Origin of the sequence: Pseudomonas putida (assembly GCF_005080685.1) — a bacterium.
Taxonomy (GTDB): Bacteria; Pseudomonadota; Gammaproteobacteria; order Pseudomonadales; family Pseudomonadaceae; genus Aquipseudomonas; species Aquipseudomonas putida_V.
The window spans coordinates 4606229-4621267 of the sequence record NZ_CP039371.1 but is presented as its reverse complement, the minus strand read 5'-3'; the positions used below and the strand labels follow the sequence as shown (position 1 = coordinate 4621267).

Annotated in this window: 12 protein-coding genes and 1 other RNA gene; 7 read left to right on the top strand and 6 right to left on the bottom strand. The window is 62.6% G+C overall.

What is annotated here, in order from left to right; translation table 11 throughout:
- The first annotated feature begins 2 nt into the window (after positions 1-2).
- From smc to ligA, 3 genes are all read left to right on the top strand, one after another.
- Positions 3-3491, top strand: coding sequence for a chromosome segregation protein SMC (gene smc / locus E6B08_RS21355; protein WP_136915835.1), 3489 nt, complete (start codon positions 3-5; stop codon positions 3489-3491).
- Positions 3492-3696: 205 nt separating this feature from the next.
- Positions 3697-4578, top strand: coding sequence for a cell division protein ZipA (gene zipA, locus E6B08_RS21350; RefSeq protein ID WP_136915834.1), 882 nt, complete (start codon positions 3697-3699; stop codon positions 4576-4578).
- Positions 4579-4812: 234 nt separating this feature from the next.
- The gene (ligA, locus tag E6B08_RS21345; RefSeq protein ID WP_136915833.1) at positions 4813-7143 is read left to right on the top strand and encodes an NAD-dependent DNA ligase LigA; all 2331 of its coding nucleotides are present in this window, start codon (positions 4813-4815) and stop codon (positions 7141-7143) included.
- A 34-nt stretch (positions 7144-7177) separates the two neighbouring features.
- Here ligA and E6B08_RS21340 read toward each other — a convergent pair whose 3' ends face one another.
- Positions 7178-7366, bottom strand: coding sequence for a hypothetical protein (locus E6B08_RS21340; RefSeq protein WP_136915832.1), 189 nt, complete (start codon positions 7364-7366; stop codon positions 7178-7180).
- 588 nt (positions 7367-7954) lie between these two features.
- Here E6B08_RS21340 and ffs point away from each other — a divergent pair.
- The 3 genes from ffs (at position 7955) to E6B08_RS21325 (ending at position 10503) form a co-directional block, all read left to right on the top strand.
- An RNA gene (gene ffs, locus E6B08_RS21335) (signal recognition particle sRNA small type) lies at positions 7955-8051 on the top strand.
- Positions 8052-8819: 768 nt separating this feature from the next.
- The gene (locus E6B08_RS21330; protein WP_136915831.1) at positions 8820-9881 is read left to right on the top strand and encodes an N-acetylmuramidase family protein; all 1062 of its coding nucleotides are present in this window, start codon (positions 8820-8822) and stop codon (positions 9879-9881) included.
- 1 nt (position 9882) lies between these two features.
- Positions 9883-10503, top strand: coding sequence for a hypothetical protein (locus E6B08_RS21325; protein WP_136915830.1), 621 nt, complete (start codon positions 9883-9885; stop codon positions 10501-10503).
- 22 nt (positions 10504-10525) lie between these two features.
- On the opposite strand, the gene E6B08_RS21320 is transcribed toward E6B08_RS21325, so the two are convergent.
- The 5 genes from E6B08_RS21320 to E6B08_RS21305 all read right to left on the bottom strand — a co-directional run bounded on the left by E6B08_RS21320 (position 10526) and on the right by E6B08_RS21305 (position 12808).
- Positions 10526-10705 carry a hypothetical protein gene (locus E6B08_RS21320; RefSeq protein ID WP_136915829.1) on the bottom strand — a complete coding sequence of 60 codons (180 nt, stop codon included), beginning with the start codon at positions 10703-10705 and terminating at the stop codon, positions 10526-10528.
- Positions 10706-10729: 24 nt separating this feature from the next.
- Positions 10730-10924, bottom strand: a complete 195-nt coding sequence (locus tag E6B08_RS21315) for a hypothetical protein (protein ID WP_136915828.1) — start codon at positions 10922-10924, stop codon at positions 10730-10732.
- A gap of 223 nt (positions 10925-11147) precedes the next feature.
- Positions 11148-11573, bottom strand: a complete 426-nt coding sequence (locus tag E6B08_RS21310; protein WP_136915827.1) for a hypothetical protein — start codon at positions 11571-11573, stop codon at positions 11148-11150.
- A gap of 176 nt (positions 11574-11749) precedes the next feature.
- Positions 11750-11881: a hypothetical protein gene (locus E6B08_RS31350; RefSeq protein ID WP_265411719.1), complete on the bottom strand. Its 132-nt coding sequence runs from the start codon at positions 11879-11881 to the stop codon at positions 11750-11752.
- Positions 11882-12040: 159 nt separating this feature from the next.
- Positions 12041-12808, bottom strand: a complete 768-nt coding sequence (locus tag E6B08_RS21305) for a substrate-binding periplasmic protein (RefSeq protein ID WP_136915826.1) — start codon at positions 12806-12808, stop codon at positions 12041-12043.
- A 125-nt stretch (positions 12809-12933) separates the two neighbouring features.
- Here E6B08_RS21305 and dnaX point away from each other — a divergent pair, with 125 nt between their 5' ends.
- Positions 12934-15027 (top strand): DNA polymerase III subunit gamma/tau, encoded by a 2094-nt coding sequence (gene dnaX, locus E6B08_RS21300; RefSeq protein ID WP_136915825.1) that lies wholly within the window; start codon positions 12934-12936, stop codon positions 15025-15027.
- Positions 15028-15039: the final 12 nt, after the last annotated feature.

Below are 15039 nucleotides of genomic sequence, written 5' to 3'. Positions count from 1 at the left end.
CGATGCGCCTGAAGTGCATACGGCTGGCCGGGTTCAAGTCGTTCGTCGACCCGACCACGGTCAATTTCCCCAGCAACATGGCCGCCGTGGTAGGGCCCAACGGTTGCGGCAAGTCCAACATCATCGACGCCGTGCGCTGGGTGATGGGCGAGAGTTCGGCGAAGAACCTGCGCGGCGAGTCGATGACCGACGTGATCTTCAACGGCTCCACCAGTCGCAAGCCGGTCAGCCAGGCGAGCATCGAACTGGTGTTCGACAACAGCGAAACCACCCTGTTGGGCGAGTACGCGGCCTATGCCGAGATCTCGATCCGCCGCAAGGTCACCCGCGACGGGCAGAACACCTATTACCTCAACGGCACCAAGTGCCGGCGTCGCGACATTACCGACATCTTCCTCGGCACCGGCCTCGGCCCGCGCAGCTACTCGATCATCGAGCAAGGCATGATCTCCAAGCTGATCGAGGCCAAGCCCGAGGAGCTGCGCAACTTCATCGAGGAAGCGGCCGGCATCTCCAAGTACAAGGAGCGTCGTCGCGAGACCGAGAGCCGTATCCGCCGCACCCAGGAGAACCTGGCGCGCCTGACCGACCTGCGCGAAGAGCTCGAGCGCCAGCTCGAACGCCTGCACCGCCAGGCCCAGGCCGCCGAGAAGTACCGCGAGTACAAGGCTCAGGAACGCCAGCTCAAGGCGCGGCTGTCGGCCTTGCGCTGGCGCGATCTGGACGAACGCGTGCGCCAGCGCGAGGCGGTGATCGGCGACCAGGATGTGGCCCACGAAGCGCTGGTCGCCGAGCAACGCAACGCCGATGCCAGCATCGAACGGCTGCGCGATGGCCATCATGAGTTGTCCGAGCGTTTCAACCAGGTGCAGGGCCGCTTCTACTCGGTGGCCGGTGATATCGCCCGGGTCGAGCAGAGCATCCAGCACGGCCAGCAGCGCCTGCGCCAGTTGCAGGACGATTTAAAGGAGGCCGAGCGCACGCGCCTGGAAACCGAATCGCACCTCGGCCATGACCGCACCTTGCTGGCCACCTTGGACGAAGAGCTGCAGAGGCTCGAGCCCGAGCAGGAGCTGACCCTGGCCGCAGCCGAGGAAGCCGCTGCCACCCTGGAGGAGGCCGAGTCGGGGATGCACGGCTGGCAGGAGCAGTGGGACGCCTTCAATACCCGCTCCGCCGAGCCGCGGCGCCAGGCCGAAGTGCAGCAGGCGCGCCTGCAGCAGTTGGAGGCCAGCCTGGAGCGCCTGGCCGAGCGCCAGCGCAAGCTCGCTGAAGAGCGTGACCAGATGGGCGCCGATCCGCAGGACGCCGCCATGCTCGAGCTGGCCGAGCAGTTGGCCAGCAGCGAGCTGGTGCTCGAAGAATTGCAGTTGTCCGAAGAGCAGGTGGTCGAGCGCCTGGAGGCGCTGCGCGAGCAATTGCAGCAAGCCACCCGCGAGCAACAGCAGGCCCAGGGCGAGGTCCAGCGTCTGGGCGGGCGCCTGGCGTCGCTGGAGGCTCTGCAGCAGGCAGCATTGGAGCCTGCCGCTGGGGCCGCCGACTGGTTGCGTGACCAGGGCCTGGCGCAGCGCCCGCGCCTGGCCGAAGGGCTGCGTGTGGAGCCGGGCTGGGAACTGGCCGTGGAAACGGTGCTCGGTGCGGACTTGCAGGCGGTACTGGTGGAGGATTTCGCCAGCCTCGATTTCCTCGGCCTGGAGCAGGGCGAACTGCGCCTGCTGTGGGCCGAGGGCGAGGGTGCGCGCCAACCCGGCAGTCTGCTCGACAAGGTCGAGGGACGTATCGACCTCGCTCCCTGGCTCGGCCAGGTCAAGCCCGTCGAGGATCTTGCTCAGGCCTTGGCCCTGCGTGCTTCGTTGGCCGATGGCCAGAGCCTGGTCAGCCGTGACGGCTACTGGGTCGGCAGGCATTTCCTGCGTGTCAGCCGCGGCAGCGATGCCGAGGGCGGGGTGTTGGCCCGAGGCCAGGAGATCGAACGCCTGGGCCAGGAGCGACTGGAGCAGGAAGCCGCGCTGGAGCAACTGGAGACGCAGTTGCACACCCTGCGCGAGCAGCAACTCGATCTGGAAGAACAGCGCGAGCAATTGCGCCGCCGCACCCAGGACGAAACCCGCCAGCACGGCGAACTCAAGGCCAGCCTTTCGGCCGCTCAGGCCCGTGCCGAGCAGCTCGAACTGCGCCTGCGGCGCTTGCAGGAAGAACTGCTCGAGCTGCAGGAGCAGCGCACGCTGGAGCACGAGCAACTGGGCGAGGCGCGCTTGTTGCTGCAGGAAGCCCTGGACCTGATGGCCCAGGATACCGAGCAGCGCGAGCAGTTGATGGCTCGCCGCGACACCCTGCGCGAAAGCCTCGACCGCGTGCGCCAGGAAGCCCGCCAGCACGAGGACCATGCCCATCAGTTGGCCGTGCGCCTGGGCTCGTTGCGCGCCCAGCACGACTCCACCCGCCAGGCCCTCGAGCGCCTGGAGCAGCAAGCCGCCCGCCTGACCGAGCGCCAGGAGCAACTGAGCCTGAACCTGGAGGAGGGCGAGGCGCCGCTGGAAGAGCTGCGCATGAAGCTTGAGGCCCTGCTCGAACAGCGCATGGGGGTCGACGAGGAAATGCGCCAGGCGCGCCTGCACATGGACGAAGCCGACCGCGCATTGCGCGATGCCGAGCGCCGTCGCACCCAGGCCGAGCAACAAGCCCAGTTGCTACGTGGCCAACTGGAGCAGTTGCGCCTTGAAAGCCAGGGCCTGGACGTGCGCCGCAAGACCCTCCAGGAGCAACTGCTGGCCGACGGCTACGACCTGCAAGGGGTGCTCGCCACCCTCGAGGCCGAGGCCAGCGAGCAGGGGACCGAGCAGGAGCTCGAACAGATGGACGCGCGCATCCAGCGCCTGGGCGCGATCAACCTCGCGGCCATCGAAGAGTACGAACAGCAGTCCGAGCGCAAGCGCTACCTCGATGCCCAGGATGCCGACCTGGTCGAGGCCCTGGAGACCCTGGAAAACGTCATCCGCAAGATCGACAAGGAAACCCGCAATCGCTTCAAGGATACCTTTGATCAGATAAATGCTGGATTACAGGCACTTTTTCCAAAAGTTTTCGGTGGTGGCAGCGCTTATCTGGAACTGACGGGCGAAGATCTACTCGATACAGGGGTGACGATCATGGCGCGTCCGCCGGGCAAGAAGAACAGCACGATCCATTTGCTGTCCGGCGGCGAAAAAGCACTGACCGCACTGGCGCTGGTGTTTGCCATCTTCAAGTTGAACCCCGCACCGTTCTGCATGCTCGACGAGGTCGACGCACCGCTGGACGATGCCAACGTCGGGCGTTACGCCCGCCTGGTCAAGGAAATGAGTGAAAGCGTGCAGTTCATCTACATCACCCATAACAAGATCGCCATGGAAATGGCCGACCAATTGATGGGCGTGACCATGCATGAGCCTGGTTGCTCACGTCTTGTTGCAGTTGATGTGGAGGAGGCGTTGGCCATGGTCGACGCCTGAGAAAGGGGCATTGCACACAATTGTGCAGCTAAATGCCCCCGCCATGTGCGACAGACGGTGTAAAGTTGTCTTTGGTCGTGCTAGCTTAATGTCACTCGTTTTTTGCGTGGGTAAAACGCCTGTCAGAACATAGAGTTGGCGCCACGTGTTAAAGGGCTTTGAACCCTTTGTTTTCAAGCATATTTTTATAGAGGCACGGGATTACATGGAAATCGGTCTGCGCGAGTGGCTGATCGTCATCGGCATCATTGTCATCGCCGGTATTCTTTTCGACGGCTGGCGCCGCATGCGCGGCGGCAAAGGCAAGCTGAAATTCCGCCTGGATCGCAGCTACTCCAACCTGCCTGATGAAGAAGGCAGTGCCGAGGTGCTGGGCCCGGCCCGGGTACTGGAGACCCAGAAAGAACCTGAACTCGACGAAAGCGACCTGCCTTCGATGAGTGCCCCGGCGCGCGAGCGTGAACGCGAGCCCAAGCCTGCCAAGGCCAGCAAGCGCGGCAAGCGTGCCGCCGAAGCCGCGCAAGGCGACCTGAACCTGGCCGCCGAGCCGCGCGAGCCGGACCTGTTCGCCGACAGCGACGAAGACTTCAGCGCCGACAACAGCCGCAACAGTGGCTTCGCCGCCACCGGCAATGCCGCCAAGGAACTGCCTCCGGTCGAGGAAGTGCTGGTGATCAGCGTGATCTCCCGCGACGAGGGCGGCTTCAAGGGCCCAGCGCTGCTGCAGAACATTCTTGAAAGCGGCCTGCGCTTCGGCGAGATGGATATCTTCCATCGTCACGAAAGCATGGCTGGCCACGGCGAGGTGCTGTTCTCCATGGCCAACGCGGTCAAGCCGGGCATCTTCGACCTGGACGACATCGATCATTTCAGCACCCGTGCGGTGAGCTTCTTCCTTGGCCTGCCTGGCCCCCGTCATCCGAAGCAGGCCTTCGACGTGATGGTGGCCGCGGCGCGCAAGCTGGCCCATGAGCTCGATGGCGAGCTCAAGGATGACCAGCGCAGCGTACTGACTGCCCAGACCATCGAGCATTACCGCCAACGCATCGTCGAGTTCGAGCGCCGGGCGCTGACTCAGAAACGCTGATAGATCCAGACGAAGAGCAGCCTGGGGGCGTGCTGGTCGGTTCGGGGCTGTGGTTGCCTGTACCGGCCCTTCGCGGGCAAGTCGGAGCGCCGAACCGCCGCTCCTACAGATACCCCACCGTACCTGTAGGAGCGGGCTTGCCCGCGAAGAGGCCGGTACAGACACCTTACCCCTTCGAACCCCAGCCACCATCCCCCCAGGCTGCTCTTTTGCTTTGCAAGAGACCCTGAAAAGATGAACGCCGAATCCCGAATCCACGAACTGCGTGCCGAACTCGACCAGCACAACTATCGCTACTACGTGCTCGACGAGCCCAGCGTGCCCGACGCCGAATACGACCGGCTGTTCAACGAGCTCAAGGCGCTGGAGGCCGACCACCCGCATTTGGTGACGCCGGACTCGCCCACCCAGCGCGTGGGTGGCGCAGCCCTGGCCGCGTTCAGCCAGGTGCGCCACGAAGTCCCCATGCTCAGCCTTGGCAACGCCTTCGAGGAAGCCGACCTGCGCGAATTCGGGCGTCGGGTGGTGGAAGGCCTCGACCAGCCGGGTGCGGTCGATTTCAGCTGCGAGCCCAAGCTCGATGGCTTGGCGGTGAGCTTGCTCTACCGCGATGGCCAGTTGGTGCAAGGCGCTACCCGTGGTGACGGCACCACCGGTGAGGACATCAGCGCTAACGTTCGCACCGTGCGCAACATCCCGCTCAAGCTGCACGGTGAGGGCTGGCCAGCGGTGCTGGAGGTGCGCGGCGAGGTGTTCATGAGCAAGGCCGGCTTCGACCGGCTGAATGCCGCCCAGGCCGAGGCCGGCGGCAAGACCTTCGCCAACCCGCGCAACGCCGCCGCTGGCAGCCTGCGCCAGCTGGATTCGAAGATCACCGCGAGCCGCCCGTTGGAATTCTGCTGCTATGGCGTAGGGCAAGTGTCTGCGGCCATCGCCGACAGCCACATCGACACCCTCGAACGACTCAAGACCTGGGGCCTGCCCATCAGCCGCGAGCTCAAGCACGCCGCCGGTATCGAGCAGTGCCTGGAGTACTACCGCGACATCGGCGAGCGGCGTAACAGCCTGCCGTACGAAATCGATGGCGTGGTGTTCAAGGTCAACAGCCTGGCCGCGCAGCGCGAGCTGGGCTTCCGTGCCCGTGAGCCACGCTGGGCAATCGCCCATAAATTCCCAGCCATGGAAGAGCTCACCGAGGTGCTGGACGTCGAGTTCCAGGTCGGTCGCACCGGCGCGGTGACGCCGGTGGCCCGCTTGAAGCCGGTCAAGGTGGCCGGCGTGACCGTGTCCAACGCCACGCTGCACAACATGGACGAGATCGCCCGGTTGGGCCTGCGTATCGGCGACACGGTGATCATCCGTCGTGCTGGCGATGTGATCCCGCAGGTCATGCAGGTGGTGCTGGAGCGCCGCCCGGAACATGCCCGTCCGGTCGAGGTGCCGAGCGAGTGCCCGGTATGCGGTTCGCAGGTCGAGCGCACCCAGTTGGTCAAGCGCAGCAAGGGCAAGGAAACCACCAGCGAGGGCGCGGTGTATCGTTGCGTCGGGCGCCTGGCCTGTGGCGCCCAGCTCAAGCAGGCGATCATCCACTACGTGTCGCGGCGTGCCATGGACATCGACGGCCTGGGTGAGAAGAGCGTCGAACAATTGGTGGACGAGGGGCTGATCGGCTCGCCGGCAGACCTGTACAAACTTGAATTCGACCAGGTGGTTGGCCTGGAAGGCTTCGCCGAAGTCTCCAGCCGCAAGTTGCTCGATGCCATCGAGGCCAGCAAGCGCCCGAGCCTGGCGCGTTTCATCTATGCCCTCGGTATCCCGGATGTGGGTGAAGAGACCGCCAAGGTCCTGGCCCGCTCGCTGGGCAGCCTGGCGCGGGTGCAGGTGGCCTTGCCCCAGGTGCTGACCTATCTGCCGGACATCGGTCTGGAAGTGGCCTACGAGATCCACAACTTCTTCGAGGACGAACACAACCGCAAGGTCATCGAGCAACTGCTGGCCAGCGGCATGCAGTTGCAGGACGAAGGCGAACTGGCTGCCGAGTTCGCGGCCAGCACCACCCTTGCCGGGATGATCGCCAAACTCGACATCGCCTCGGTAGGCCCGACCGGCGCGGAGAAGCTGGTGGCCAAGCTCGACAGCCTGGATAAGATCATCGCCGCCGACGGCATCGACCTGCGCCAGGCGCTGGCCACCAAGCAGGCCGAGGCTGTGCGTGAGTTCTTCAAGGATGAAGCCAATCAGCAGCTGGCGCGGGCTATCGAAGCTCAGTTGCTGGACTTCGGCATGCATTGGAATAGCGAGAAGAAAACCGCCGAAGGCCTGCCATTGGCTGGCCAGACCTGGGTGCTGACTGGCAGCCTGGAGCGCATGAGCCGCGACATCGCCAAGGAGAAGCTGGAGAGCCTGGGGGCCAAGGTGGCGGGTTCGGTGTCCGGCAAGACTCACTGCGTGGTCGCCGGTCCTGGCGCCGGTTCCAAGCTGGCCAAGGCTAGTGAGCTGGGGGTCAAGGTGCTGGATGAGGATGCGTTTGTCGCGTTCCTGGCGGGGCAGGGCATCTCGGTCTGAGTGCCTTCAGCCGTGGGGAAGTAGAGGCAGCGAGTTAGCAGGTGTGCTTTGCGCTCACGAGGCGACGATCTGGATAGCGTGCCAGGCGATTGAAAGCTTTTTTCATCATGTCGTTGATGGTCTCAGGCGACAGCTTCGAGGAGCGATCGACAACGGCCTTCGTTGCAGATGCGCAAAGCCTTTTGTTGCTCTCTTTGATCAACGCAATCGAGACGTTCGACATTTGTACCTTCTGGTTCGGTGTGACGCTCGTATTCGGAACCGAGCCATGGCGAAGCATCAGTGATTTTTATCAATGGGCGAGTCGGGATCAAGGGACGCCCAGCCATTCACGCTGTAGGAAAGGTCGTCGTTGAGCCAAAGCCACATCGAATGAGAACCGCCTTGGTCGTGATGAGCCGCGCAGCAGCCTCAGTTAGCGGCAGCCCTGCCTGCACCACAGGGCTTCTCGCAGCCCATCGCGACGCAAGACCGCTCTCATAGAGCAAAGCATTACTCATTGATTTAACTGAACTCTGTGGGAGCGGGCTTGTCCCGCGAACACCGGCGAAGCCGGTGCCACTCACCGTGTCGCCCCATTCGCGGGACAAGCCCGCTCCCACAGTCACAGTGTCCACAGTTCTCTGCGCGACAGCAGCGCAGCCCAGAAGGGCTGGGTGATCACCCACAGAGTCCGGACCACGTCCCGCATAGCCCTCAAAGACAAGTCATTGAGAAACGATGACTTTTTCTGTCCTCAACGGTTGTATCTTCGCCCCAGACCGGTACAATGGCGCGGCTCGCTGCTTAGCGAGCCGCGTAGTGGTGGCCCCATCGGTCCCCCCGCATTGATTACCCGTTAACCTGGTCAGGCCCGGAAGGGAGCAGCCATAGCGGGAACATCGAGTGCCGGGGTGTGGCTGGTGGGGCCGCCTCCATTTCAGGCCTTCGCATTCTCGAGGCTGTCTCCGCTTATCTCTGTCTTGCCTGTATTTCGAATAGGTGCCTGGGTTGGCCCTACCGCTGTGGTATGCCCTCAAGGCAAACCAGCCCCCACAGGTGCGGCCCACCAGTCTGTCAGAATCGCCGCCCTTGTAGAATTACTGACCTGCCTACGATAAACCCAGCCCAGGCGAAACAAGTTGCGTCAGTGCAACAACTTCGTATCCGCTGGAATGAAGATCTGGCTGTTCCCAAGCGTTCGCCTGAGATATTGAAGGGGGCGGGGTGGGTCGGGAACAATCTTTTTCATGGTGTAACTCCTATATCTAACCAGGAGCTACCACTGTTCTCCCTCTCACAGGATAGGGCGGCAGCCATGCGTGGGGTGAGAGACCGGTAGACATAGGAAAACCCGGCCAGGCTTGAGCCTGCCCACGCACGACTGCCATAGCAGAACGCTTCCTACAATCTAACCTCACAGGCTCTCACACCCGGTCATCAATGTGACGACCCGGTGAAGTTAGCCCTGTGGCAGTTTTCCGACAATATGAGCGCTTCTGATAGATGCGTAGGATAAATCGCTAGTTGGCAAGCTTTGAAGAGCTAGTCCGCAGTTTCAGAATGTCCGCACCCCGATTGCTGGACAACCCACAGTCCCCTTGTTAGTTTCCGCCGTCACATGTTTCAGAATGTGACCGAGGCTAGAGAGCGATATCAGATCGATATCGCTGCGTTAACCGACAAGGACGTATGCAATGAAAAACCTGCAAGGGTTGCCGAGCCTCATCGTGGCGTCGGTGGGGGCTCCAGGCAAAGCGCGAAACCTGCCTGCCGATGTTCAATGCATCCAGTATCTGCTCAACCTGATCACGCCAAGGCTGGGTATGCCCCTGCCTGAAAATGGTCGCACCGACAGCCGTCTGGTGCAGTGCATCAGCCAGTATCAATTCCGCCATCTCAAGTATGCGCACCCCGACGGGGTAGTGGACCCAGGTGGGCGTACCTTCAACAGCCTGATCGAAGAAGCCATTCGCGTACCGGTCAAGTTGCACCCCACGCTGCGCCTGCCGACTTTCGCCAATGCCCTGGGCAGCGTCTATGGCAGCAACAATGGTCCCGATCTGATCCAGGCCACCGTCAATCACTACCTGGCTCGGGCGCGAGCGATCATCGAAGCCGAGCGACGCAATCGGCAGATGGTGCTGCAAGCCACCTGTGACGGCGGGACCACCCTCAGCGACAGCGACTTCCAGAACGCCGCCACCCAGCTTGGCCATGGCATCACCGCCAACCTGGTCAAGGCGTTTGCCACGGTGGAGTCCGGTGGGCGCTCGGGCTTCGGGCCGGCCAACTTGCCGGTGATAGCCTTCGAGGGGCACATCTTCCGTCGGTACACCAAGCACAAGTACGACCGCACCCATCCGTTGCTTTCCTACCCCTACAAGAAGAAAGCCGGGCCCCAATGGCAGGCCAACAACAAGGACCAGGCCAAGGCATGGGAGACCATGGCCACGGCCTTTGCCCTGGATCAGGAGGCGGCCCTGAAGTCGGCTTCGTGGGGTATGTTCCAGATCATGGGGTTCAACTTTGCCGATTGCGGTTACAAGAATGCATTCGACTTCGTGACCGCGATGAAGCTCAATGCCGGTCAGCAACTCAAGGCATTCCTAGGGTTCTGCAGCAAGAACCCGGCGTTCATCAAGGCGGCGAAAAACAAGGATTACGCCGGCATGGCGAGAAGCTACAACGGCGACGATTACGGCGACTACGACGCCAGGATCAAGCGAGCCTACGAAGCACTTGAAGGGAAGAAATAAGATGCTGAAAACATTCTCCGCCCACGTATTGGCCACGGGGGCATTGCTGCTGTGCGGTGTTACGCAGGCAACGGCGGGTAGCCCGGGGTTTGAGCCAGGCCAGTACGAATCGCTGATGCTGGCGGTCACGCCGGAACATCAGGTCGAAGGTTATTACTCCGAAGAAATGGGGCAGGGTGTCACCCGTCATTGCACCTTCTATTTGCAGGGCAAGATCGACGATGCGGCTTCCACGCCGATCACCACCTGGCTCGACGAGGCCTATCCAGGCACCGTAGCGCCCGCAGCGGACGGCGTGACCCTGACGGTGCAAAGGGGCCGCGAGCATCCTGGATGCCCGAGTGTGCTGATGCCGGAAATTGCCACCGGCCTGGAGTTGAGCCAGACCGCCAGCAAGCCGTGGATCGGCCTGGTGACGGTGTCTGTCGACAAGGCCTACCTGTTGAAAACTGCAGGCGGTAAGGCTGCGAAGCGTCCTTACATCGTCAAGGAAGACGTCGTAGGCGTGCTGGCATACAAGAATGGTTGGGCCCGTGTCGAGTTCATTGGCAAAGATGATCGCTCGTTCATCGGTTGGATTCGCGACGATCAGTACACCCGGTTGTTGGTGCCTGGGAGCTGAGTCAGTGCGCTGGCCGGTTGGCTCAGAGCATGCGCACCACCAGAGCCACGGCTACAACCATGACCAGCCCGAACAGGGCGCCTAGGCCCAAGGGTATCAGCGCGTGCCAGGCCGGGGTGTTTCGTTCCCGGCGCATGTCTTCCGCCAGATCTATCAACTCGCGGCGTATGTTCTCGCTGGCTTCTTGTCTGGAGTAGGGCATTGTTATCTCCTTCGAGGTTAGGGCTTACAGGGTTACCAATACGGCCGAGAGACCTGCTAGTGATGTGATCGCGGCTGACCCGACCATGAACGGGTACCAGAAGGCTTCTCGCTTGAGCTTGCGCTCTTCGGCCGCGAACTTGCGCGACTCGTTGGTGAGCTTTTGAGTTTCGGCGTTAAGCCTTTCGAGCTCTAGGTGAGCGAGATCATCGCGTAGCATCGGTGTATCCCGAATTTGATTGGATAAGCCCTGGTTGAAGCTATTGTGCGGTGTTGTCGTTCGACCCTATACCGCTTGTGGCAATAGGATTTGTAGGGCAAGTCCTAAAAAGGAGGGGCGGGGCGCAATGCGGGGGAGTGCGGAAGCGGGCTACGTTCGTTTGCTGAATTTCTTACACTGAAAAATTTGCGATCCACCACCGAAGCAGTGGATCCAAACATCATCAAAGCGAGTATTTTTCTTCGATGTTGCGTTTGTCGAGGGTGTAGCGCTTCAGGTCGATTTCATCGGCGTCCAGCTTGGCGCCGAGTACGTCCAGTTCGTGGCTCTTCAGGTTGGCAACGTGTGCCTTGGTGGCCTGATAGTTAATGGACTCTGCTGCGTTGTGCCCGCTGACCGGGTCCCACAGAATGGACAGCGGCCAGAACAGCAGGTTGACCACGCCGTAGCCATACGAGCGGCCATAGAACGAGCCACCACCCGGCAGCAGGCCAAGGCCGGCCGCGACGCCTGGGCTCTTTTCCTCGACGGCGAGGTTGCGGGCGCGGTAGCCGGCAAGCTCCGATTCCTGAAATGAGTTGAGACCGTTGGCGCAACCCGCGGTGAGTGCAATCAATGTGGCAGCGGTGAAATTGCGAAGCATGGACATCCAGTGTTCCTTGAAGGTGTTGGCGTGCTCGGCCCCTCACGGGGCACGAGTGCGCGCACTCTACATGGAGTGGTGGCCGTTTGGCATCATTTTGAGTGCAGGGCTACCGTGCGCTCGACCAAGCCGCTTCAAGCGATGAGAGCCCCTGCAAGGAGGCGAAGTCGAAGCGTTTGAGGCTAGGAGCGATGAACCAGGGTCCAGATCAAGCCCATGGTCGGAATGTCGACGGCATAGGCGATGAAGATGACGCCCAGCGTGATGGCGGCCAAGGACAGGTACAACTCGTTCTTGTTGGCATAGAGCGGCATAATCTTTCTCCCCAGAAGGAACCCCGCCCTCAGAGCGTAGCACTGTGCCAGCCTGGGGATCACGAACTTCAGGCGAGCGCAGATGCCGTCTATCGCATGGGTTTACAACTAATAATCAGTTGTATTCCTTTGTTCGAATAGAGCGCCTTCGCAGGTCGCTCAGGGCCGTGCCACCGACATCTTTTCGGAATACCCCGACGCCCCATAGCGCTGGACGATCCGCTCCAGTTCCCCCGATTGCCGCATCCGCACCAGTGCTCGCAACAGCCCTTGCGAGGGAATGGCCGGGTCGTTGCGCACCAGGCAGCCCAGCGACTGCTCGTCGAGCACCGCTATGACCTGCAGGCGCTGAGCGGGCGGCACCTGCTGATTGAACCACTGCAACGACAACTGGTTGCTCACCGCAAGCCGGTAGCGGCCGGCCTGCAGCTTTTGCAGGGCGAGCAACTGGTTGCGGCTGTCTTCGCGTTGCAGTTGGCCTTTCGCGAACAAGGGATCGAGGGTGTCGTACACGAACCCCAGCACCGTGCCGATGGCCTGCGAAGGCAGTTGCTCGGGGAGGGCGGGGGCGGTGTCGGTAGCGCGCCCGACCAGCAGATCGCGCTGGCGGATCAGGGGGATGCTCCAGATGAAATTGCCAGGACGGGCGTTGAACCACTGGGGGCTGACATAGCAACGTACATCGATGTCGCCATCTTCCATGGCTTGCTGCAGGCGCAACCGCGCCATCAGGTGATACTCGGGGCGCACACCGGCTTCGCGGGCCATGGCCTGCATCAGATCGAACAGCATGCCCTCCACCGGTTGGCCGCCCTCTACGCGGACCAACGGCATGCTCCAGCTCTCGGCTACGGAAAAGCGCAACACCGGCTGCTCGGCAAAGACGGGGGACATGCACAGCAGCCACAACAGCAACATTTTTCGCAAGACGCATCCTCCCTGAGCTGCGTGCGCCAGTTCATTAGCTTAGACGAGCCACGCAGGGTGCAATTTCGGCCCCGCTCCGCTAGCATTAGCGATCTTCCGCTCGTTCAGGTTGCGATGGTTTTTCGATGAGTTATCAGGTTCTTGCACGTAAATGGCGTCCGCGCTCGTTCCGCGAAATGGTCGGCCAGACCCATGTGCTCAAGGCCTTGATCAATGCCTTGGACAACCAGCGTCTGCACCACGCCTATCTGTTCACCGGCACCCGGGGCGTGGGCAAGACTACCATCGCCCGTATCATCGCCAAGTGCCTGAACTGTGAAACCGGCATCACCTCCACGCCGTGCGGCACCTGTTCGGTATGCCGCGAGATCGACGAGGGCCGCTTCGTCGACCTGATCGAGATCGACGCCGCCAGCCGCACCAAGGTCGAGGATACCCGCGAGCTGCTCGACAATGTGCAGTACGCGCCGAGCCGTGGCCGCTTCAAGGTCTACCTGATCGACGAAGTGCACATGCTCTCAACGCACTCCTTCAACGCCTTGCTCAAGACGCTGGAAGAGCCGCCGCCCTACGTCAAGTTCATCCTTGCCACCACTGACCCGCAGAAGCTGCCGGCCACCATCCTGTCGCGCTGCCTGCAGTTCTCGCTGAAGAACATGAGCCCGGAGCGGGTGGTCGAGCACCTCAGTCATGTGCTGGCTGCCGAGAACGTGCCGTTCGAAGCGGATGCCCTGTGGTTGCTTGGCCGTGCCGCCGATGGTTCGATGCGCGACGCCATGAGCCTGACCGACCAGGCCATCGCTTTCGGTGAAGGCAAGGTGCTGGCAGCCGATGTGCGCGCCATGCTCGGCAGCCTCGACCATGGCCAGGTCTACGGTGTGTTGCAGGCCTTGCTCGAGGGCGATGCCCGGGCCTTGCTCGAGGCCGTGCGCAACCTGGCCGAGCAAGGACCGGACTGGAGCGGTGTGCTCGCCGAGATGCTCAACGTATTGCACCGCGTGGCCATCGCCCAGGCGCTGCCCGAGGCGGTGGACAACGGCCAGGGCGATCGCGAGCGGGTGCTTGCCCTGGCGGCGGCCCTGCCGGCCGAGGATGTGCAGTTCTATTACCAGATGGGCCTGATTGGCCGCCGCGACCTGCCCCTGGCGCCGGACCCGCGGGGCGGATTCGAGATGGTGCTGCTGCGCATGCTGGCGTTCCGCCCCGCGGATGCCGAGGATGCACCGACACCGGTGCTAAAGCCGGTGGGGATCAGCCAGGCCACAGCTGATCCTGCAAAGCAGGTGGCAGCAACGGCGCTGGCGCCCGAGGTGCCTGCCGTCGTTGCCGAACCGGAACCCGAGCCCGTGGTTGAAAGCCGCGTGGCCGTGGCGCCGGAGCCTGAACCCGTGGCAGCACCCGAGCCTGAGCCGGAGCCAGCACTTGAACCTGTGAGCGCTGCGCCCGTGGCCGTGTCGGTGGAGGAAGTCATCGACCTGCCGTGGGAAGAGCCTGCCGCGGTATCGGCGCCGGTCAGCCCAGCGCCGGTCCCGCAGCCAGTACCCGAGCCGACGCCAACGTACGTCGAGGTCCCTGCACCAGCTGCCAGCGCGCCGCAAGCCAGTCAGCAGGACTACGACGAGCCGCCTTTCGACCCGTCCTCCTATTCTCCAGCCGGCATGGATCGCGATGACGAGCCGCCGATGGATGAGGATTACTACGTCGGCGACAGCGATCCGGTGGGCTTCAGCTACCTTGACGAGTTGGCCGAGCACGTCCAGGAAGAAGCGCCCGCCGCCGCGCCGGAGCCGTTGCCCGCGGCCATGCCCGCGACCGGCCTGGCCCTGCAATGGCTGGAATTATTCCCGCAGTTGCCAGTGTCGGGCATGACAGGCAACATCGCGGCAAACTGTACATTGATAGCGGCGGACGGTGACGACTGGTTGCTGCACCTGGATCCGGGCCAGGGTGCGTTGTTCAATGCCACCCAGCAGCGGCGCCTGAACGAAGCGCTCAACCAGCACCTGGGGCGTACCCTGAACCTGCGCATCGAGCTGATCCGCCCCGAGCAGGAGACGCCAGCCCAGGCTGCGGCACGCAAGCGCGCCGAACGCCAGCAGGACGCCGTGGTGTCGATCGAGCAGGATCCGTTGATCCAGCAGATGATCAAGCAGTTCGGTGCCAAGGTGCGACAGGATACTATTGAGCCTGTAGAGGCCCTGGCCAGCCAGGGCCAGTAACGGATAACCATG